Below are 20,494 nucleotides of genomic sequence, written 5' to 3' on the forward strand. Positions count from 1 at the left end.
GAGTAGGGGCAGTATGGCGCGTAAGAAGCAAGCGGTGATTGTGGTGCATGGCATGGGCGAGCAGCGCCCCATGGGCACAATGCGCACGATTGTGGATGCGCTTTGGACCACTGATGACACCATCAAACTTGATGACCCGCAAAACCGCGATGAAGATGGCAATAAAAGCTGGATTGTGCCGGATATTAAGACGGGCAGTCATGACCTTCAGCGCATCACAACGCCTGCCATGCAGGACGGATGCCGTACCGATTTTTTCGAATTCTATTACGCTGACATTCTTGATAATGCCAAGCTAAAGAACCTTTGGCGCTGGTTGCTGCGCGTGATTAGGGTGCGGCCAGAATATGTGTTGGAGCGCATGGTTTGGCCATGGACGGCACTGTGCTTTCTTGTGGTTTTGATCCTGTGGGTCATGCTGTCAGTTTTGTTCCTTGGGATAGCCACACAATTTGGCATCGATTTTTGGTCGGAAGCCGCAAAGCAGGCGCGTTTGAGCGTGCCTGGCGTTAGCTTTTTGGGATTGCTTTGCCTTGTCCTGATGATCTTGGTCGCCGCGCGGATCACCTCGCTGCGGTGGCTGTTGCGATGGCCTAGCTATGCGGTGATCGGGCTGGTGGTTTATTATCTGATCTTCCTGACAGAAGATTTAACCCTGCGGACGTTGGTGGTCAGCCTAACAATCCTTTTGTCCTTTGCCACCTCTTTGATTTTCTTGCCCTATCTGGGAGATGTTGCGGGTTATTTGGGTGCGCATCCGGATACTGTTGCTGGACGGCATTTGGTGCGGGACCGCGGTTTGCAATTGTTGCGGCGTTTGCATGAAGACCCAGCCTATGAACGGATTGTGATTGTTGCGCACTCGCTTGGCTCAGTAGTCGCCTACGATATTTTGCATTTGCTGTGGGAGGAGTTGGGTCCGACCAATGAAAACCCGCCCGGCGAAAGGGTGCGGCAGGCATTGGCGGATCACGATCATTTGGTGCAAGAACTCAATAAAAAATACGGGATAAACCCATGGTCGGACGCTGATTTGCGGCGCTATCGTGCTGTTCAATCTGGTGTGGCTGAAGCCATTCGATTGCAAGGCCCTGTGGTCCGCAAGGATAGCCGCAAAAGCAATTCCTATTGGAAAATTACAGATTTCATCACCGCTGGGTCGCCCCTAAGCCATGCGCAATTTTTGCTGGCACGCGGTGCAGTGAATTTTGGTAAGCTGAAAAAAGAACGCCTTTTCCCAACATCCCCGCCACAAGTCTTCAATGACGATTTTGGTGTACTCTATTCCAACGATCCGGTCGATTTCGCCGCGGACCGGCCCATCCCAAAAACACGCACGGATTGGGCGGTGAGTGCTGAACATGCCTATGCCCATCACGGGGCGGTTTTCTCCGCTGTGCGGTGGACCAACTTTTATGATGAACATAACCCGTTCTTCTTCTGGCAAGGCGATGTGTTGGGTGGCCCGCTTGCTGGGGCAGGGCGTTTTGGTCAAGGTATCTGCGATCGTAATGTGAAAATCACCTATGAGCGTTTCGGCAGCAAATCGCGCTTCGTGACCCACACACTTTATTGGACTGATACTGATCCCAAATCAGATCGAGTCAGCTCCAATGTACAACACATGCGTGATGCGGTGAACTTGAAGGGCGACTAACGCGGAAAATGATTGGCGAATTCTCGATTGCCGCGTGGGGTGAAGATTACCGCGCGGCTGTTTGGTGCGCGATAGGCCCAGCCGATTTCTTCAAAGCGGGTTAGAAATGCGCGGCCAAGGCTTCCGGCGAGGTGCGAGCGTCTGGCGCTCCAATCTAAACATTCGCGGCAGATAGCGGATGATTTTGCGTCTAGCTCGTCGATGTCGATACCAAACGCAAGGGCAAAAGCGCGGCCATTGTCGGTCAGATATAGGGCGCCATCCTTATGGTCAAGGTGGCCTTGTTTGCACAGGCTCTCATAGAGCCATACGCCCTTTTCACCTGCCAAATGATTGTAGCAAGCGCGCGCGGTGCGCAATGCTTCGTCCTTTGGGCCCGTGCGGGTGCGGCTTTGCCCTGTGAGGTCCGCTAATCCCATCAAGCCAGCTATGGTGAGAGCCACTTCTTCATTTGCCAGCGCATAATATTTATGCCGACCCTGATGCCTTTGGATCAGCAATTGGCCTTCCGTGAGCTTTTTAAGATGCGCACTGGCGGTTTGTCGGGTGATCTGCGCCTCATTTGCCAGCTCAGTCGCTGTCAGCGCCTTGCCAGACATTAGCGCACCCAGCATGTTGGCGCGGGCCGGGTCACCAATCAGGGTGGCGATATGGGCAATGGGCGGACCTTCTTTCATCGTACCAGTTTATCGGCTGGGTCGGTTTGGTGAAAGCGAATTCGCGCATTCACGATGCAGCGTTGGCGTGAAGAGGTCGCGATTTCATGCGGTGGAAAAGGCGCGATCACCCCATCGAGCCAATCTATGATCTGTCGAATTAGCTTTTCCACCTCCGGCGCATGTTGGGCGGGTGCGGACATGACATGATCCATAAATCGAACACCATATTGCTTTTGAAATATTGTTTCAGGCAGGCCATCGCTGGTGCAAACCCCATAAACGCCCTCTTTGAAATATGACCAACTCGCTGCCAAGTCCCGCATTTTAGGCGGCTTGGCAATGGCGGGCCAAAGCTGCTGCATGATTTGGCCGATCTCCCTGTTGAAGTGGGCGTGATGTGCCGCATGATAGCGGGTGGTAAAAAGGTCAAATGCACTTGCTTCTTTCGTGATGTTTTCCTGCTTGATCGCCTCATACCAATTTCGATGGCTGATTTTATACAGGGTGCTATCAGTTTGAAGCTCTTCGTTTGCGACAAAGGAATTGCACAGGAACTTGTGTTGAACTTTGTAAGAGGCACCTGGATAAAGGCCTTTTGCGATAAGATCTTCCAATTGATCGATGTTTATATCGCACGCTGCTGCATGGGCTTTAGTGGGCTGAAAATGGGTCGCCAAATAGGCTTCGATATCGTCGATTAAGTTTGTCATGTTGGCAAAATAGAGCAGAACAATTGTGCGATGCTTCGATGATGGTCGAACTGTTCGTTTGGTGGCGTCAGCCACAATTGGTCGTGATTTGTCATGGGCTTTCAAACCCCCTAGGCTGAGGCGACGAATCACGGGAGACTTTTATGTCGAAAAAAATCAAGATCGACTTGTTTTCAGATCCTGCCTGCCCTTGGTGTTTGGTGGGGCTGACACGGTTTGATCAAGCCTTGAAGCGGTTAGATCCGGATGTGGAAGTTGAACTGACACATCATGCCTATTTGCTGGATGCCAACACACCTGAAGGGGGCGAAAATGCTCGTCAGGTTTTGGAACTTAAATATGGTCAGGCGCCTGACGATATGTGGGATCGGTTGGAAGAAGAAGGCAAGAAAGCTGGCCTTGATCTTGATATGCGCAAGCAAGAGATGCGCTATCCGACGCAACGGGCACAGATTTTGATTGCGATTGCAAAAGAAAAAGACAAGCAGCAAGATGTGGCTTTGGCGCTAAGCCGTGCCAACTATCTGAAGGCTGAGGACATTTCTGATCCTGACTTCTTGGCTGATCTGGCTGGGGCGCATGGATTTGACCGGGACGAGATTTTCCATTTGGTGCAGCGCGAAGATTTGAAAGCGCATATTGAAAAGGCTGCGGCGGACGCCAGCAAGCAAGGAGTGCAGGGCGTGCCGTTTTTCATTTTCAATGAGCAATATGCCATGTCTGGCGCGCAGCCGGACGAAGTTTTTGATCAAGTATTTGAGCAGATATTATCAGGTGAGTCGATGCCGCAACCGGATCAGCCAGCATAAACTGGACAAACAAAAACGCCGCTCAAAAGAGCGGCGTTTTTTAATTTTTAGCAAAAGGCGTAAATCTTAGCGACCGCCGACAAGGCCTTCGCGTTGTGCACGCTTGCGTGCCAACTTGCGGGCCCGACGAACGGCTTCGGCCTTTTGACGTGCCTTTTTCTCAGAAGGCTTCTCATAGTAGTTACGCAACTTCATTTCACGAAATACACCTTCGCGTTGAAGTTTCTTTTTCAAAGCCCGAAGAGCTTGATCTACATTGTTATCGCGAACGACTACTTGCACGCGCTACACCGCCTTTAAATTGGTTGTTAAAATCAGGCCTCGGCCAATAAACTGCCGACGCCAGCTGGACCATCCAGCCATCGTTGGCGTGGTCAATAGCAAATTGAATCCTATTTGTCTAGCGAGTGAACAGGATTTTGAGGCGAAAATCAGCTGTTTTTGGGCGAAATCTGGTTGATATGGCCCAGCTTGCGGCCCGGACGAACTTCATATTTGCCGTAATGATGCACCATGCTGTTGGAATCGATGGGGCCAGCCACTTGATCAATGTCTTTGCCAAGCAGGTTGGTCATCACCACATTTGAATGGCGCGCGGTATCGCCCAGAGGCCAATTGGCAATAGCACGAATATGTTGCTCGAATTGAGAGATCAGACATGCCGCTTCTGTCCAATGGCCAGAATTGTGGACCCGTGGTGCAATCTCATTCACTACCAATTGTGCGTTGGCATCGCTGACGAAAAATTCAACGCCCATCACGCCGACATATTCGAGGCTGGTTGCGATTTTAGATGCTGCATCTAGCGCATCCTGTTGCAAATTTCCCGAGATAGTGGCGGGCACAGTGCTGGTGTGCAAAATTGCATTTTGGTGCACATTTTCTGCCGGATCATAGGCGGCGATTTCGCCATTGGCTGTGCGGGCGATAATGACTGATATCTCGCGGTCAAAGGCCACGAAGCCTTCCAACACGCAAGGGTTTTCGCCCAGCTCTTTGAAGGCGCCAACAACATCTTCGGGCTTGTGCAAGAACAATTGGCCTTTGCCATCATAGCCGAACCGGCGGGTTTTCAGCACCGCAGGCAATCCAATGGTTTGCACAGCGTTTTCTAAGTCTGCTTGGCTTTCCACATTGGCAAACGGCGCGACAGGCACGCCAGCGCTTTCAATGAAGTTCTTTTCCACCAACCTATCTTGCGCGGTGGCAAGCGCTTTGGCGCCAGGTGCCAGTGGCACGTTAAAGCCTAGAATGGCTTGTGCCGTTTCGGCGGGCACATTTTCAAATTCATAGGTGACCAGATCGATGGATTTGGCAAACTGCTCAAGGGCCTGCATGTCGCCATATTCGGCCACGGTTTTGTGCGGTGTCACCTCAAACGCAGGGCTTTGCGCATCCGGGCAAAAAATATGGACCTTCAAGCCCAATCGGTGGGCGGCGAGTGCGAGCATACGCCCCAATTGTCCACCGCCAAGAATGCCAATGGTTGCGCCGGGCTGAAGTTGGTTGTTCATATTATTCGTCTTTTGGAAACTCGTTGACCGCTTCGGTGCGGGCGTTGCGATAGGCTATCAGCGCGTCGCGGGCATCTTCATCAAACAAGGCGACCACGGCCGCTGCCAAAAGCGCGGCGTTTGTGGCACCTGCTTGGCCGATGGCCAAAGTGCCAACAGGAATGCCTGCGGGCATTTGCACGATGGAGTAAAGGCTATCCTTGCCAGATAGGGCTTTGGATTGCACGGGCACACCGAACACGGGTAGGTGGGTCAATGCAGCGACCATGCCGGGCAGGTGGGCAGCACCGCCAGCGCCTGCGATGATGGTTTTAAAGCCCAAATCCTCTGCAGATTTGGCAAACTCATACATGCGATCCGGTGTGCGATGTGCGGAAACAATGCGCGCTTCATAGTCGATGCCAAGTTGATCGAGCGTATCAGCGGTATGGCGCATGGTGGCCCAGTCTGATTGAGACCCCATAACGATGGCAATTGGCGGGTTGGTTGGCATTTCAGCCCCTCGCAAAATGTCAAAAAAGGCGTTTAGCCCAATAACGCCGGATTTGCAAGCTTTCGTGGCAGCGAAACAGTAAGCCTTTAGGCGATGATATCGGGAATCACGAACTGTTCGAGATATGTGATGCGATCTTTGATGGTCAGCTTTTTCTTTTTCAGCCGCTGCAGCATCATCGCGTCTTGGCACCCAGTGGCCAAAAGAGCATTGATGGACGCATCTAGATCTTTGTGCTCTTGGCGTTTTGTCGCCAATTCAGTGCCCATTTTTGCTTTTTGTTCGGTGGTTAAATGCATCATTACAGAATGACCGTCTGTTCGGTGGTTACGCAATACGCCAGCATTTTACCTCATATTTCAATCAATTGCACTGAGTTTTAACAAATGTGCAAAAAATTGAACAAAATCGCCACAAAATTGCCATTGGACAGGCCTTCATTTTTTTGTCACACTTCCTTCGTTCATATGAGAGAAAGGAAGACTTCATGACCACAACTTCCCACCTCAACGCGCTCGAAAGGCGACATGCATCTATTGATGATGAGATTCATCAAGAGATGCAGCGACCGGCACTTGACGAACTCAAGATCGGCATGCTGAAGCGTAAAAAGCTCGAGCTGAAAGATGAAATGTCGAGGTTGCAGGCGCAAACGCGTCAATAAGTAGTGTAAGTGAAAGTCCAATAAACTTTAAGCGTTTGGATGAATGAAGGCCACGGGAAGCCCCGCGGCCTTTTTGTTTTTTAAGCGCCAAGCCGGGTCTAGATAAAGGCCATCAGCCCGTCATATAGCAGTTTCAACCCCAGCAGGAATGCAAAGACATAGGCGATATGATAAAATAGGTTCGCATTGATGCGTTTCACCAAAAAGATGCCGACGGCCATGCCAATCGCAGCTACGGGTAGCAAGCTGACGGCGAGTGTTAGATTGCTGACAGACAATTGGCCAAGCGCGGCATAGGGAATCAATTTGACCAAATTGACCGTGGTGAAAAAGATCACCGTTGTGCCGGCATAGAGCACAGGCGAAAGGCGTTGGGGCAGCATATAGATTTGGAAGGGAGGGCCGCCTGTGTGGCTTACAAAGCTGGTGAACCCGGCAAGCGAGCCCCAAAACCAGCCCCATGGTTTTGAAGGTGGCAGGCCAGTGAGCGCTTTGCGCAGTGGCAACCATGCATCAAGGCAGAAGATGACCGTGATGATTCCAATCATCAGCCGCACCATCGCTTCTGAAATGAAAGCGTAAAACGCCCACCCAAGCACGATCCCGGTGATCGCCGCTGGCAACAAAATACGCAAGTTGGGCCAAGACACTTGTTTGCGCAGGGCGACAAACCCGATAGCGTCCATAAATAAGAGTAGGGGCAGCATCATGCCCGCCGCCTCGCGCGCAGGCATCACCAAGGTGAGTAAGGGCACGCCGACAATGCCCAAGGCGGCGATCAGGCCGGACTTAGACAAAGAGACCATAAAAATGCTGAGAGCCGCCACCATATAGAGGTGGGGGTCGATATCGAAAAAGGTCAATTGGGTTATTCCTGAGAGCGGGCTTTGTTTTCGCGCTCTATGTCGTTCGTGTTCTTTTCAGATGTCCAGTTGGTGGCATTGGCGGGGTCCAGGTCGACCAAGTCGGATTCCATAACTTGCGCCAGCAATTCTTTCGCTGTGCGGGCATGGCCGATCATGGCTTCCATATCATCTTTGATCTCATAGGCTTCATGCAGCATCTTGATATCATGCCGGGCGAAGGTTTTGGCCAAGCGGTGGGCGCGGTGCTCTTCATAGCCAAGCGCGACCAGCGCCTTGATGCCGAGCTGAAGGCCAGAATGGAATGTGTCGCGCACAAAATCTTTCACCCCAACATCCAACAATTCATGGGCGTGGTTGCGGTCTCGCGCCCGTGCCAAAATGGTGATGTGTGGGAAGTGCTTTTTCACCATTGCCGCAATTTCGGTGACGGTATTGGGATTGTGAATAGCAATGATCAATATTTGCGCTTCACGTGCCCCAGCCGCAGCCAGAAGATCGGCCCGGCGGGCATCACCAAAAAACACTTTGGTGTCGAAGCGCTTTACCAGATCGATTTGCTCTGCATCGTGGTCGATCAAAGTTGCTTCAAAACCTTGGGCGGTGATAAGGCGGGTTACGATTTGGCCAAAACGGCCATAGCCCAACACGATCACCCGGTTGCGCACTGAAATATCGTCTGGCTCACGTTCTGCCTGTGTGTCGCGCACCATCTTTGGCGCCAGCAGTCGGTCATAGATCAGAATGAGGATCGGCGTGATCACCATGGAAATAGCAACAGTCACATTGAGCAGATCTGCATGTTCGGGCAATAGTGCCCCTGACGCTGTGGCGAACTGGAAGAGCACAAAGCCAAATTCACCGCCTTGTGCCAAAATGATGGCGAAGAGCATTCGGTCGGCAATGTGGAATCTAAAGATGGTGCCGAGGCCCCACAAGATGACCAGTTTGATGATGGCCAATCCGGCCACCATGCTGGCGATCAGCAGCGGATTATTGAGCAGTACAGAAAATTCAATGCTCATGCCCACAGAGATAAAGAACAGACCCAGCAAAAGGCCCTTAAAAGGTTCAATGTCGCTTTCGAGCTCGTGGCGATATTCGCTGTCGGCCAAAATCATGCCCACCATGAACGCGCCGAGCGCAGCGGAAACATTGATCCACTCCATCAGCAAGGCCGCGGCCACTACCAAAAGGAGTGATAGCGCAGTGAAAATCTCACGTACGCCGCTTTTGGCGATAAAGCGCATGACAGGGCGGAGCAAATAGCGACCCGATAGATACATGGTGGCGAACACAAGGGCGGTTTTTGCCGCCACCTGCCAGCCGCCTTCGGTTGCCGCCGCTGCACCATGGCCATCGTCTGCCGGGGTATGCCCTGCGAGTTCCGGCAAGGCCAACAGGGGAATGATCGCCAAAATCGGGATGACGGCTATATCTTGCAATAGCAAAACTGAAAAGGCAGATCGACCTGTATTGGTGGCCATGATGCCGCGCTCTTCAATAATTTTCAGTACAATTGCTGTGGAGGAGAGCGCCAGGCCTAACCCCATAATCACGGCGGATTGCCATGGCATTGAAGCGAGATAGCCGATGATCGCCAGCACCATTGCCGTGATCAGCACTTGTGGCAGCCCCAAGCCGAACAGCTTGTTGCGCATGGACCAAAGTTCGCGCACTTGCAGTTCCAGCCCGATAAGGAACAGCATCATCACCACGCCAAATTCGGAGAAATGCAAAATGGTTTCCGGGTCAGTTACCAATCGCAATCCATATGGGCCGATGATGATCCCGGCGAGCAAATAGCCAAGCACTGAGCCAAGGCCCGTTGCTTTGGCGAAGGGCACCACAATCACCGCGGCAGACAAAAAGATAAAGCAGGCGAGCAGGAAGCTATGCTCCATGAGGCATCTCCTGCTGTGGGGCAAGTTGTTTCAATTCGGTGAGCCTATTTTTCAGCTTTTCGCCATGGGCCAGCAATTGTTCTTTTTCGCTGGCGCGCGCGTGGTAATAGACCAGCGGCTCAAGCCAGTTCATGCCGCAAAAATGTGCGGTTTGTTTGTAGGGTAACAAAAATTCTTGCAGCGGATAATTGTGCTGGCCGTCGGCTGAATAGGCCTTTTCTTCTGACCCGGTGGCAATCGACAGCATAAAGTTTTTGCCCTTCAAGGCATTACCGTTGGTGCCGTAGGCCCAACCATAAGAAAAGGTACGGTCGATCCATTCTTTGAGCAGCCCCGGCGCTGCGTACCAATAGATGGGAAATTGGAGGACCAGTGTTGATTTGTCATCAATGCGGTGGCGCTCGTGGCTGCCATCAACAAACATGTCAGGATAAGTTTTATAGAGGTCGAGCACCTCTATACCTTCGACAGATTTGGCGCTGGCAGCAAAATGTCGGTTGGCCCGCGATTGGCCTAAATCAGGATGGGCAATCACAAAAAGCACCGGGTTCGCCATATAAGTCTCCAAATCATGTTGGAGATATGATGCGGCGAACCCGGTGTGATTTTCAATAGGTATTTTAAGAACTTTGTTCGTCGTCGTCGGACTTCAAGCTGCCCAAACTGCCGAACACGCTATCCACGTCATATTCGCGCTCTTCTTCAGATTGCGGCTGGTCACCATCTGTCGTGTCGAACAGGTTGTGGCCAGTGCTCACTTGATCTGAAACACGCGCCATCGCTTCTTCAGCGGTCAACAAGCCAGATTCTTCAACACGCTCTTGCTCAGGCGGACGATCTTTCGCCGCTTTGCGCACTTCCATGTCCAATTCCACTTGGGTACATAGGCCCAAAGTTACTGGATCAGCTGGAGTTTGGTTGGCCGCGTTCCAGTGGGTGCGTTCGCGCACAGATTCAATAGTTGGCTTTGTGGTGCCCACAAGGCGCATCAATTGTGCGTCTTTCAACTCAGGGTGATTGCGCACCAACCACAGGATCGCATTTGGCTTTTCCTGCCGCTTAGACACTGGCGTATAGCGCGGACCGCGACGCTTATGCTTGGCCACAATTGTTTTTGGGCCTGAAAGCTGCAAACGATAGTTCGAGTCTTTTTCACCCTTTTCAATTTCTTCGCGGGCCAATTGACCCATTTGAACGGGGTTTGCGCCCTTAATGCCGCCGGCCACATCGCCATCGGCGATGCCCTGCACTTCAAGGGGATGCAAGTTGCAGAAATGGGCAATCTGATCAAAGGTCAGGCCAGTATTATCGACCAACCAAACGGCTGTTGCTTTGGGCATTAAAAGTGTAGTCGCCATAATATCTTCCTTTGGGTGCAAACCGCTTTAGATTTGCACGCCCCTTTCAAGCTGAAAATTTGGGGGATTGCCCCTGTTATAGTGATTTGACCGGTTTGTTGCAATCACATTTTGTTAAACTGGAGCTTATGTCCCCATTTCCAGCACGATTTTGCCAATATGGTCATTGGCGTCCATGGCCTCATGGGCTTTCGCCGCTTCGTCCATGGAGAAGGTTTTGAGCATTGGTTTTTTGATGGTGCCTTTTTCAATGGCTGGCCAAACTTGCTGCAAAAGATTGTTGGCGATGTTCGCCTTTACGTCATCTGGTTGTGCCCGCAATGTGGAGCCGAACAAGGTGAGGCGTTTGGCAACGACCAGCCCCATCGTCACATTGGCTTCACGCCCACCAAGATTGGCCAATTGAATGATTGTTGCGTCTGGCGCGGCTGCGCGTAGATTGCGGTCGACATAATCGCCGCCGATGAAATCGACAATAATGTTCGCGCCTTTGCCCGTTTCGGTTTTGGTGCGTTCAACAAAGTCCTCTGTCATATAGTTGATTGCCACGTCTGCGCCCATTTGCTTGCAATAGGTCAGCTTTTGATCTGTTGAGCCTGTGGTGAGCACTTTTGCGCCAGCCAACTTGGCCAGTTGGATGGCCGTTGCGCCGATGCCACCAGCGCCGCCATGCACTAAAACCCAATCTGTCTCACCTGGTTTTGCGCGGTCGATCAATGTTTGTTGCACAGTGAAAAATGTTTCAGGGATTGTGGCTGCTTCGGCAAAGCTCCACCCGGCTGGTTTTGGCAAAACTTGGCCCCAAGGCACACTGACATACTCAGCATAGCCACCACCATTGGTGAGCGCCACAACTTCATCGCCTACTTGCAATGAGGTTGGGGTTTGGTCGGTCGAACGGCCAATATCTTCAATGATGCCTGAGACTTCGAGGCCGGGTAGGGGCGACGCGCCTTCAGGGGCCGGGTAAAGCCCTTTGCGTTGCAAAATGTCCGGTCGATTAATGCCTGCTGCTTTAACTTTGATCAGCACTTGGCCAGGATAGGCATAGGGCTTGTCAATTTGTGTGGTCACTAAAGCTTCAGGGCCGCCGGGTGTTTCAATTTCAACAGCGCTTATTTTTTCTGACTGGCTCATAAGAAAATCCTTTTGATTTGCTTGAATCAAAATTACGATCAAAGCGGGTTAAGGCTAGCAGGTTTAAGGAGAACGGCAAATGGACGAAGATGTTTCACCATCCACTAAAAAAGGTGTGGTACATGAGCTTGGTGCATCGCTTGACGATCTTTCTATTGATGAGCTGGTGGAGCGCATTGCAGCGCTGAAAACTGAAATTGTTCGGCTTGAAACGGCAATTGACGATAAGAAAAGCAGCAAAAGCGCTGCGGACTCCGTGTTTAAGTTTTGATGCCTGATCCCGATTTGGGGACGTTATTGAGCAAGATTGGACAAAGAACTTCGCCAGTGTTCACGGTAAAGGTAGGCTTTGTTTTGGTGCGCCATCATGTCCGATTTTACCGTCCATCCCCGCCTGCCGCGTCTGCGAGAAATATTTGCTGACGGCTTTGATATTGCGCAGGAGGCCAACGCACACTTAACCGCGCAACTTTCTGAACGGCGCCAACAGTTCGACGAACAGATCGGTGCCTTTTGCCCGCACGCAGATTTGCCCAATCCTGAACCTGGGCCCTTGGCCGGATTGCCCATCACGATCAAAGATCAATTTCACCTTGCGGGTACGCGGGTGGGGTTCGGCTTTGGTCAGCTCGGCCAAAGTGCAAGCCAGCATGATGCGCCAGCCCTTGCAGCGCTTCGCCAAAATGGTGCTCACTTTATCGGTCGTACAAATATGCCACCTTTGGCCTTAGACTTTCAGGCCGTTGATGGTGCCGGGCATCGTACCAATAATCCGCATGATGTGAGGTGCACTGCTGGTGGCAGCTCTGGCGGCGGTGCGGCAGCTGTGGCGACAGGCATGAGCCTGATTGATATTGGTGCTGACCTTTCAGGTTCTTTGCGCATACCTGCCAGCTTTTGTGGCGTGATGCGTTTGCTGCCCAGTGAAGGGCAGTTTTCCAATAAAGGCATGTTGCTCGATGAGCAGGCAACATTACCGCATTTCGCGAGGCCGGGGCTTTTGGGGCGTTGCGCAGACGACCTCTGGATCGGCTATCGCATGATGCAGGGTGACGTTGATATTCCAGAAAGCTTGCTGCAGCGCGAAGCGCAAAACATCAAGCTGGGCTGGTTGCCACAAGGGCAGGCGCACCCTCTTGAACGCAAGATGAGTGCGGTGTTCGACCGCTGGCAAAAAAGGGCCTCATGCAAGGGCGTGCAGTTTGGCCATGTCGATATGGATCTATTTGCAGCGCCAAGACGGCATGATTTTGCGTTTTTGATGGGATATGAGACGGGCGGCTTGATGCCATGGACCGCGCGCTTGGCAGCACGAATTTTCGGGCGAGATGCTGCGAAGCGATCACCGGATTTTCTCACCCATGTGCAAAGCGGCTATGGACGATCAAAAAAAGCCTATAAAGCGGCGCTTCAACGGCGGGAAAACTATATTGCGGATACACTCGCCGCTTTTGGTGATCTGGATGCCATTGTGACGCCGGTGACCCCTATGTCTGCCTTTGAACATGTTGAGCCAACGCATGATCATAATGGCATTCGTGATTACGACCATTTGTTTTGCGTTGATCACCATTCGCTCAGCTATTTTGATGGGTTGACCTATTACACGGGGGCAATTTCATTGCTCGGCTTTCCTGTTGTCACCTTGCCCATCGGCTTCACGTCAAAAGGCTTGCCCGTAGGTGCGCAATTGATTGGTCGTCCCCATGAGGAGGCGGCTTTGCTGGCTGTAGCGGCAAGGCTAGCCAGCGGATAGAACTCGTTAAGCCTAAGTGGGAGCAAATGAGTAAGGTTAAAAAAATGACTCCGATTAAGGTTGCATTAATCATTTGCGGTTAACTTGCCATTATCCAGCATGGTCTGGATCTAGCAGAGCGGTTTTTACACTCTGTTTGACGCCTCCCTGTTAACTTTGAGAGCCGCTTCGACGGCTCTTTTTTCTTTTTAGGGCTAGTTTTTTGGCTTCGGGTGCGGATTTGCCCGCATGCGGCCATGTTTGTTTGTTAAGGCTTTGGCTCTATAATGTGCAAACATCAATAACTGAGGAAATTTGAGGGACTGTCGGCGTGAGCGAGAATCAAAACGAGCAAGGCCCACAATCACTTGGCCCAAAATTGGTGGAAGCAGGTGGCTTTAGCCAGCTTTACCGCGAAGGTATGGCGCTGGTGGAAGAGGTTGCCAGCTATTTGGATGGCGACGGCCGCGCTGAATCAAAAACTCTTAGCCGCGACGCTGCCCTGCTTTATGCCAGCCAAAGCATGCAGCTCACTACACGTTTGATGCAATTGGCCAGTTGGTTGCTGTTGCGCCGTGCGGTGAAAGAGGGCGAAATCTCAATGGATGATGCGCGCAATGAAGATCGGCGTGTTGAGTTGAACGCCATGGCGATTGGCGATGAACATGTGGATTGGGAACTGCTGCCCACACAAATGCACGACATGATTTTGCGGGCGAACGCGTTGCACAAACGCATATTGGCGCTAGATGCGATGGAGCGCGACGAGCAAAATCAACCCACAGATAATGTGGTGGTCAATCAATTGGCGCGGCTTAAAGACGCTTTTCAGCGCTAGACATTCTATTTCGTTTTATCAAAACACAAAAAACCCGGCGCGAAGGCCGGGTTTTTGATTTCAAAGTGAAATTTTGAGGCTTAGCCCAAAATGCCTTTGAATTTCTCTTTAAAGCGAGAAACGCGACCACCACGGTCCATCAACTGGCCAGAACCACCAGTCCATGCAGGGTGTGTTTTTGGATCGATGTCCAACTGCATTGTGTCGCCTTCAGAACCCCAAGTTGAACGGGTCTGATATTCAGTGCCATCAGTCATGACCACTTTGATCATGTGATAATCAGGATGAAGATCTTTTTTCATCTTTTGCTTACCTTCAAAAAGTGTAAAAGGCGAGCCAAGGCGCAATTCATGCCTTGCGCGACCCGCGAAATTCGTTTCGTTGCCGGGGTTCTATAACAAGATTGGACTGGGCGCAAGAGAGAGTTTACGCATTTGCGCAACAGGCGTACTGTTTCGAGCGCAACCTATTGATGTTCTGCCGGGCAATACCTATTTTGTCGGCACACCAACAACCGGATTATTATATGTCAGAGCAAAGCGCGGCACCAACCAAGCCGACCGATGAGCGTTTGAAACAAATTGTGCTTTCTGAGCGCAAAGCGGTCAAAGGCGTGAAGCCGCTGCGGGCCCTGCTGCCCTTTGTGTTGAACTATCCGGTGCGCTTGGGTCTTACTGCTTTGTTTTTGCTGGTCGCGGCCATTGCGTCACTCACCATTCCCTATTTGGCAGGTAATGTGATTGATGAAGGATTTGTCACGCAAAATCTTGAAGTCATCAATCAATATTCTCTGGTGATCATCTCGGTTGCCGGTGTGATGGCTGTGGCATCTGCGGCGCGATTCTATTTTATTTCCGTCATCGGGATGCGCGTGATCACAGATATTCGCCGTGCGGTGTTCAAGCATTTGGTGGATTTGGACATTACGTTTTTTGACACAAACCGCACAGGTGAGCTGATTTCGCGCATCACCAGCGATGTGGGCATTGTGCGCGGTGCACTCGATTCTGCACTGCCTGTGGTGTTGCGCTCCAGCGTGATGCTGTCGGGCGCCGTGTTGATGATGTTTATCACTTCACCTTATCTGGCGATGACGGTGATTATTGTGATCCCCGTTTTGGTTTTTCCTGTGGTGTGGCTCGGGCGCTATATCCGCAATTTGTCTCGTCGCCAGCAGGACAAGATTGCCGATCTCGCGGCTATGGCCACGGAAACTTTCGGGGCAATTAAAACCATCAAGGCCTTCACCCAAGAAAAGCATCGCAATGAAGAATATGCAGGCTATGCCGAAGGCAGCTATCAATCGGAAGTGGCGCGGCTGCTGGTGCGCGCTGGCATGATTGCCTTCGTCATGTTTTTGACCGCTACAGCGCTTGTGGCGCTTGTGTGGGTGGGAACACAATTGGTGATCGCCGAGCAGATCACTGTGGGCGAGCTTAGCCAGTTTATGATTTACGCCATGATGGCGACGGGCACATTGACCGGGATTTCTGAGATTTTGGGCACGCTGCAAACAGTGGCTGGTGCCAGTGAGCGGATTACTGAAATTTTGGACACACACCCCACCATCGAAACGCCCGTTAAGCCTTTGGCTTTGCCCGAGCCTGCATTGGGCACGGTCACATTTGAGGATGTGGAATTCCGCTACCTTACCCGCCAGGATGAGCCCGTATTGAATGGCATCAATTTGGATGTGAAGTCGGGGGAAACTGTCGCGTTGGTCGGCGCGTCGGGCGCGGGCAAGTCGACCCTGTTTTCGCTATTGCAGCGCTTTTATGATGCATCTGCGGGTAGCGTAAAGGTCGATGGTGTCGATGTGCGTCAGGTGGGTTTTCAAAATCTGCGCCAGCGCTTTGCCTATGTAGAACAGGACTCTGTCATGTTCTCGGGCTCGATTGCCGACAATATTCGGTTTGGGAAGCCTGAGGCCAGTGATGAAGAGGTGAAAGCAGCAGCGGAAGTGGCGCTGGTGGACGACTTTGTTTCTCGGCTTGAAGATGGCTACGATTCGATCGTTGGCGAGCGCGGGGTGATGTTGTCCGGTGGGCAAAAGCAGCGTGTGGCAATCGCACGTGCCTTGCTAAAAGATGCGCCAATTCTATTGCTAGATGAAGCCACGAGTGCGTTGGATGCTGAGAGCGAAACCAAAGTGCAAGCAGCGCTTGAACGGCTCATGGTTGGCCGCACCACTTTGGTGATCGCGCACCGTTTGGCCACCATCAAAAATGCCGACCGGATTGTGGTGATGGAAGGCGGCAAAGTGATCGATGAGGGAACACACGATCAACTGATCGCCAAGGGCGGCCGGTATGCGGAATTGGCAAAATTGCAGTTTCAACAATAGATTTTTTCAGCCAACGCGCTTCTGAGTTCACTTCGCTTCAATGCCGGGCCAGAACCGGCGGTCCATGCAGCTTTTGACGTTTTGCCGTTCTTTAATGGCTTCGTGGACCAACGGATCAAGTCCGGTGGTGGCGGTATTTGTGTCTCAGCGGCTGAGCGTTTAGTTTGTCAGCTTAAATTCGATACGGCGGTTGCGGCGGTAGGCTTCTTCTGTGTCGCCATCTTCGATTGGCTGGAATTCACCAAAGCCTGCGGCAACCAGCCGTTGGGGCGAGATGCCTTGATCCACCAAATATTTCGCAACGGATATGGCGCGGCTGGCGGATAGTTCCCAGTTTGAGGGGAAGCGTGGCGTGTTGATGGGGCGTTTGTCGGTGTGGCCGCCAATTTGCAGAACCCACGGAATTTCAGGTGGGATTTCCCCTTCTAGTTCTTTGATCGCGTCGGCAAGTGCGTCTAGGTCATCTAAGCCAGCATTCGCAACGTCGGCGCTGCCGGCGCTAAACAGCACTTCTGATTGGAAGACAAAGCGGTCGCCTTCGATCCTGATGTCGCTGCGGTCGGCAAGAATTTCGCGCAATCTGCCGAAAAAGTCTGACCGATAGCGAGATAGGTCTTGCACCCGTTGAGCCAAGGCTAAGTTGAGGCGGCGACCCAAATCTGAAATGCGGGTGCGGCTTTCAACATCGCGTTGTTCGCTGGCTTCAAGTGCTTGTTCAAGCGCGGCAATCTGCGACCGCAATGCGGATAATTGCTGGTTTAGTAGAGCCACTTGGGCCGCGGCTTCATCGCTGATTTCGCGTTCTTCTGCCAAGTCACTGGTTAGTGCGGCAATGCGATCATCTTTATCAGAAACGCCTGCGCCTAAGCCCGCTAATTGTGATTGCAGCTGGTCGCGTTCACTCTCTGCGCCAGCCAATGTGGCAGACAAAGAGGCGATGGTCGTTTCAAGATCATCATTATTGGCGCGCTCTAGTTGCAGCAATTCGGTCAGCTCAGCGATTTGCGAATTAAGGCGCGTAAGGGCGGAATCTTTGCCCAAAATCTCTTGGCTGAGGAAAAACTGCGCAAGCATAAAGACGGACAAGAGGAAGATAATGACCAGCAAGAGGCTCGCCATGGCATCCACAAAGCCGGGCCAATAATCTTGTCGCGCTTGGCGGCGAGAGCGGGAAAGAGCCATTTATTCGTCCCCTTTGCCCTTATCTTTTCTGCCAGATTGCTCATCGTCTACAGATTGCAGCAGGGCATCGACCAATTTGCGCATTTGCGCGTTGTTTTCGGCTTGGTCGTCAATATGGCTGCGCAGATCTTCTTGCTGTGTGCGGATAAGTTTGGTGAGGCCGTCTAACCCGTGCGCCAGCTCCGCCATGGCGCGGATTGCATTTTGCGACGAAGATGAGTTTTGCATTGTGGCGCCCAATTGTTCCACCATCGCTTGCATGCTGGTGCCATCAACACCCATCTGATTGGCCTGCATTTGGGTCATTGGGTGGTCGAGTTCTGTCATGGAAGACATCCAGTCTTCCAGATCAGTATAGAAAGCGTTCTGCGCTTGGCTCGCTTGCAAGTCTAGGAAGCCCAATATCAATGAGCCACTCAAACCAAATAGGGATGATGCAAAGGCGGTGCCCATGCCGGAAAGGGGGGCTTCGAGCCCATCTTTGAGGTTTGAAAACAGATTGCCCGAATCATTGTTGGTGACGTCGAGGGACGCGATCACATCGCCCACTGAGCTCACGGTTTGTAGCAAGCCGTAGAAGGTGCCCAATAGGCCGAGAAAGACGAGGAGGCCAGTAAGATAGCGTGACGTGTCTTTCGCTTCGTCCAGACGGTTGCCCACTGAATCGAGGATCGAGCGCATGGAGGCTGGCGTGATAACGGTTTCGCCCAGTTGATCGCGCAAAATGGCGGCCACTGGCATCAACAATCGGGGTTGGCTGGAGTTGGGATTGCCGTCCTGCAATCCATTGACCCAGTTTACCTCTGAGAAGAGCCTGATCACTTGAATAAAGCTCAGCACAATGCCGACCACAAGTGCGCCCAAAATCACCAAATTGATGAAGGGGTTTGACCAGAACGCCTCAGTCAATTGCGGGGCGAGAATGATCGCGATCATCGCTACGATGATCAGGAAGATGATCATCTTGATCAGATAGATAGTTGGGCTGGATAGACGATAAGGATCGTAAGACGGTGCCATACTTGAAAAATTCCCTCTTCCCCGAAAGTGCGAACCACTTGGGACGCGATTCTAGAGAGTGTACTCCCGCGTGACAATACAAAATTGTCCTCGGACTTGGATGGACCAATTCCGATGGCGCAAAGCGGTAGCGATGCGTCAGGCAGTTTCGCTGCGAACTATGGCAAGGATATGAAGTCTAGGACTGTACCGTTTTGAGGGCTTTGCGCATTTGTGTGTGCAATTTCTCATTGGCAGCCAAAATGGTCCCACTTTCGGGTTTGGCATCCTTATTGTTGAGATCTGTCACCAAACCGCCAGCTTCGCGCACCATCAACATGCCCGCAGCAATGTCCCAAGGCGCAAGGTCACGTTCCCACATAGCATCAAAGCGACCCGCAGCGACATAGGCGAGATCTAGTGCTGCCGAACCCGTGCGGCGCACACCGGAAGACGCTGCATTGATGGCAGAAACTTCAGAAATGGTGGTGGCATCGTTTCTGGCGTTTGTTGTTTGCTTAATGCCCGTTACGGCAACGGCATCAGCCAAGTGCACGCGGCCAGATACGCGCAAGCGGCGATTGTTCAAAAAGGCGCCTTTGCCCCGTTCTGCGGTGAACAATTCATCGGTGATAGGATTGTAAATCACCCCACCGACCAATTGGCCATTGCGTTCTAGGCCGATTGAAACGGCAAACATTGGGATCGAGTGCAAGAAGTTGGTGGTGCCATCTAGCGGGTCAATAATCCAGCGGTGTTGGCCATCGGTGCCTTTAACTTCGCCAGATTCTTCCATCAAGAACGAATAGCTTGGCCGCGATTTGAGCAGCTCTTCATAAATGGCTTTTTCTGCACGTTTATCGGCAGCGGACACGAAGTCCGCTGGGCCTTTGCGCGAAACTTGCAGGTTTTCCACCTCGCCAAAGTCGCGCTTGAGTGACCGGGCCGCTTTGCGGGCGGCGGCGGTCATAATGGTGAGAAGTGCAGATTGAGCCATTTGAGAACTGTCCTAGTCGGCGCGTTTTGAGTAGGTGATTTCGTTGGTGTCGACCACGATTTTTTCGTCTTGACCAATAAAAGGCGGCACCATCACTTTAATGCCATTTTCCAAAACAGCGGGCTTGAAAGAATTTGCTGCGGTTTGGCCCTTGATCACAGGCTCAGTCTCCGTCACAGCAAGGGTCACAAATTGCGGCAAGGAAATGCCCAATGGCTTGCCCTCATGGCTTTCCACGGTCACGTTCATGCCATCTTGCAAAAAGTCTGCACGATCGCCAACGAAATCGGCGGGCAGCTCTAGCTGTTCGTAAGATTCATTGTCCATAAAGACCAGCATGTCGCCTTGAGTGTAAAGGAACTGATATTCCTTTTGCTCTAAGCGCACTTTTTCAACTGTTTCAGCCGCGCGGAACCGTTCGTTCAGCTTGGTGCCAGAAACGATGTCTTTAAGCTCAACTTGGGCAAATGCGCCGCCTTTACCTGGCTTTACGCTTTGCACTTTTACCGCCACCCACAACGCGCCTTTATGCTGAATCACGTTACCGGGGCGAATTTCATTGCCATTGAGTTTCATGGATATGCCTTTGACAGATTGATTATCGCGCCTTGATCCCCTCGGTGGGCCAGGC

At 52.0% G+C, this 20,494-nt stretch carries 23 protein-coding genes; 7 read left to right on the forward strand and 16 right to left on the reverse strand.

Annotated features, from left to right (window positions below):
* Positions 1 to 13 precede the first annotated feature (13 nt).
* A complete protein-coding gene (locus ACP15Y_RS13680) occupies positions 14 to 1,657 on the forward strand; it encodes a hypothetical protein (RefSeq protein WP_424983662.1) in 1,644 nt (547 codons plus the stop codon).
* Here the strand turns inward: ACP15Y_RS13680 and ACP15Y_RS13685 are convergent.
* Positions 1,654 to 2,334 carry an ArsR/SmtB family transcription factor gene (locus tag ACP15Y_RS13685; RefSeq protein ID WP_424983663.1) on the reverse strand — a complete coding sequence of 227 codons (681 nt, stop codon included), beginning with the start codon at positions 2,332 to 2,334 and terminating at the stop codon, positions 1,654 to 1,656. The genes ACP15Y_RS13680 and ACP15Y_RS13685 overlap by 4 nt on opposite strands.
* Positions 2,331 to 3,158: a DUF6058 family natural product biosynthesis protein gene (locus ACP15Y_RS13690; protein WP_424983664.1), complete on the reverse strand. Its 828-nt coding sequence runs from the start codon at positions 3,156 to 3,158 to the stop codon at positions 2,331 to 2,333. The genes ACP15Y_RS13685 and ACP15Y_RS13690 overlap by 4 nt, the downstream gene beginning before the upstream one ends.
* Positions 3,159 to 3,169: 11 nt before the next feature.
* Between ACP15Y_RS13690 and ACP15Y_RS13695 the strand changes: the two genes are divergently transcribed.
* Positions 3,170 to 3,835, forward strand: a complete 666-nt coding sequence (locus ACP15Y_RS13695) for a DsbA family oxidoreductase (protein ID WP_424983665.1) — start codon at positions 3,170 to 3,172, stop codon at positions 3,833 to 3,835.
* Positions 3,836 to 3,901: 66 nt separating this feature from the next.
* Here the strand turns inward: ACP15Y_RS13695 and rpsU are convergent, their stop codons facing one another.
* The 4 genes from rpsU to ACP15Y_RS13715 all read right to left on the reverse strand — a co-directional run bounded on the left by rpsU (position 3,902) and on the right by ACP15Y_RS13715 (position 6,141).
* Complete coding sequence (rpsU, locus tag ACP15Y_RS13700) at positions 3,902 to 4,117, reverse strand: 30S ribosomal protein S21 (protein WP_133572023.1); 216 nt, start codon at positions 4,115 to 4,117, stop codon at positions 3,902 to 3,904.
* 149 nt (positions 4,118 to 4,266) lie between these two features.
* Positions 4,267 to 5,349 carry a 5-(carboxyamino)imidazole ribonucleotide synthase gene (locus ACP15Y_RS13705; RefSeq protein ID WP_424983666.1) on the reverse strand — a complete coding sequence of 361 codons (1,083 nt, stop codon included), beginning with the start codon at positions 5,347 to 5,349 and terminating at the stop codon, positions 4,267 to 4,269.
* 1 nt (position 5,350) lies between these two features.
* Complete coding sequence (gene purE, locus ACP15Y_RS13710) at positions 5,351 to 5,842, reverse strand: 5-(carboxyamino)imidazole ribonucleotide mutase (RefSeq protein ID WP_424983667.1); 492 nt, start codon at positions 5,840 to 5,842, stop codon at positions 5,351 to 5,353.
* A gap of 86 nt (positions 5,843 to 5,928) precedes the next feature.
* Complete coding sequence (locus ACP15Y_RS13715; RefSeq protein WP_424983849.1) at positions 5,929 to 6,141, reverse strand: YdcH family protein; 213 nt, start codon at positions 6,139 to 6,141, stop codon at positions 5,929 to 5,931.
* A gap of 188 nt (positions 6,142 to 6,329) precedes the next feature.
* Here ACP15Y_RS13715 and ACP15Y_RS13720 point away from each other — a divergent pair, with 188 nt between their 5' ends.
* On the forward strand, positions 6,330 to 6,506 hold the full coding sequence (locus ACP15Y_RS13720) for a YdcH family protein (RefSeq protein WP_424983668.1): 177 nt from the start codon (positions 6,330 to 6,332) through the stop codon (positions 6,504 to 6,506).
* A gap of 98 nt (positions 6,507 to 6,604) precedes the next feature.
* Here ACP15Y_RS13720 and ACP15Y_RS13725 read toward each other — a convergent pair whose 3' ends face one another.
* The 5 genes from ACP15Y_RS13725 to ACP15Y_RS13745 all read right to left on the reverse strand — a co-directional run bounded on the left by ACP15Y_RS13725 (position 6,605) and on the right by ACP15Y_RS13745 (position 11,768).
* Complete coding sequence (locus ACP15Y_RS13725) at positions 6,605 to 7,369, reverse strand: sulfite exporter TauE/SafE family protein (RefSeq protein WP_424983669.1); 765 nt, start codon at positions 7,367 to 7,369, stop codon at positions 6,605 to 6,607.
* Between the two features lie 5 nt (positions 7,370 to 7,374).
* Complete coding sequence (locus ACP15Y_RS13730) at positions 7,375 to 9,273, reverse strand: monovalent cation:proton antiporter-2 (CPA2) family protein (RefSeq protein ID WP_424983670.1); 1,899 nt, start codon at positions 9,271 to 9,273, stop codon at positions 7,375 to 7,377.
* Entirely contained in the window at positions 9,263 to 9,829 is a 567-nt protein-coding gene (locus tag ACP15Y_RS13735; protein ID WP_424983672.1) for an NAD(P)H-dependent oxidoreductase, read from the reverse strand. Before ACP15Y_RS13735 ends, ACP15Y_RS13730 begins: the two co-directional genes overlap by 11 nt.
* 64 nt (positions 9,830 to 9,893) lie before the next feature.
* On the reverse strand, positions 9,894 to 10,631 hold the full coding sequence (locus ACP15Y_RS13740; RefSeq protein ID WP_424983673.1) for a DUF1013 domain-containing protein: 738 nt from the start codon (positions 10,629 to 10,631) through the stop codon (positions 9,894 to 9,896).
* Positions 10,632 to 10,757: 126 nt separating this feature from the next.
* Entirely contained in the window at positions 10,758 to 11,768 is a 1,011-nt protein-coding gene (locus ACP15Y_RS13745) for an NAD(P)H-quinone oxidoreductase (protein WP_424983674.1), read from the reverse strand.
* 79 nt (positions 11,769 to 11,847) lie between these two features.
* Here ACP15Y_RS13745 and ACP15Y_RS13750 point away from each other — a divergent pair, with 79 nt between their 5' ends.
* From ACP15Y_RS13750 to ACP15Y_RS13760, 3 genes are all read left to right on the forward strand, one after another.
* On the forward strand, positions 11,848 to 12,039 hold the full coding sequence (locus ACP15Y_RS13750; RefSeq protein WP_424983675.1) for a DUF1192 domain-containing protein: 192 nt from the start codon (positions 11,848 to 11,850) through the stop codon (positions 12,037 to 12,039).
* 96 nt (positions 12,040 to 12,135) lie between these two features.
* Positions 12,136 to 13,524: an amidase family protein gene (locus ACP15Y_RS13755; RefSeq protein WP_424983676.1), complete on the forward strand. Its 1,389-nt coding sequence runs from the start codon at positions 12,136 to 12,138 to the stop codon at positions 13,522 to 13,524.
* A 310-nt stretch (positions 13,525 to 13,834) separates the two neighbouring features.
* Positions 13,835 to 14,341, forward strand: a complete 507-nt coding sequence (locus tag ACP15Y_RS13760; RefSeq protein WP_424983677.1) for a DUF1465 family protein — start codon at positions 13,835 to 13,837, stop codon at positions 14,339 to 14,341.
* Between the two features lie 80 nt (positions 14,342 to 14,421).
* Here the strand turns inward: ACP15Y_RS13760 and rpmE are convergent, their stop codons facing one another.
* Positions 14,422 to 14,643, reverse strand: coding sequence for a 50S ribosomal protein L31 (rpmE, locus tag ACP15Y_RS13765; protein WP_236115330.1), 222 nt, complete (start codon positions 14,641 to 14,643; stop codon positions 14,422 to 14,424).
* 224 nt (positions 14,644 to 14,867) lie between these two features.
* Here rpmE and ACP15Y_RS13770 point away from each other — a divergent pair, with 224 nt between their 5' ends.
* The gene (locus ACP15Y_RS13770) at positions 14,868 to 16,685 is read left to right on the forward strand and encodes an ABC transporter transmembrane domain-containing protein (RefSeq protein WP_424983678.1); all 1,818 of its coding nucleotides are present in this window, start codon (positions 14,868 to 14,870) and stop codon (positions 16,683 to 16,685) included.
* 159 nt (positions 16,686 to 16,844) lie between these two features.
* Here the strand turns inward: ACP15Y_RS13770 and ACP15Y_RS13775 are convergent, their stop codons facing one another.
* From ACP15Y_RS13775 to efp, 4 genes are all read right to left on the reverse strand, one after another.
* A complete protein-coding gene (locus tag ACP15Y_RS13775) occupies positions 16,845 to 17,867 on the reverse strand; it encodes a peptidoglycan -binding protein (RefSeq protein ID WP_424983679.1) in 1,023 nt (340 codons plus the stop codon).
* Positions 17,868 to 18,887 (reverse strand): flagellar motor protein MotA, encoded by a 1,020-nt coding sequence (locus tag ACP15Y_RS13780; protein ID WP_424983680.1) that lies wholly within the window; start codon positions 18,885 to 18,887, stop codon positions 17,868 to 17,870. It lies immediately after the preceding gene.
* Positions 18,888 to 19,065: 178 nt separating this feature from the next.
* Positions 19,066 to 19,863 carry an inositol monophosphatase family protein gene (locus ACP15Y_RS13785; protein WP_424983681.1) on the reverse strand — a complete coding sequence of 266 codons (798 nt, stop codon included), beginning with the start codon at positions 19,861 to 19,863 and terminating at the stop codon, positions 19,066 to 19,068.
* A 12-nt stretch (positions 19,864 to 19,875) separates the two neighbouring features.
* Positions 19,876 to 20,439, reverse strand: coding sequence for an elongation factor P (efp, locus tag ACP15Y_RS13790; RefSeq protein WP_424983682.1), 564 nt, complete (start codon positions 20,437 to 20,439; stop codon positions 19,876 to 19,878).
* Positions 20,440 to 20,494 lie beyond the last annotated feature (55 nt).

The sequence above is a fragment of the Maritalea sp. S77 genome (genome assembly GCF_049801075.1).
Lineage (GTDB): Bacteria > Pseudomonadota > Alphaproteobacteria > Rhizobiales > Devosiaceae > Maritalea.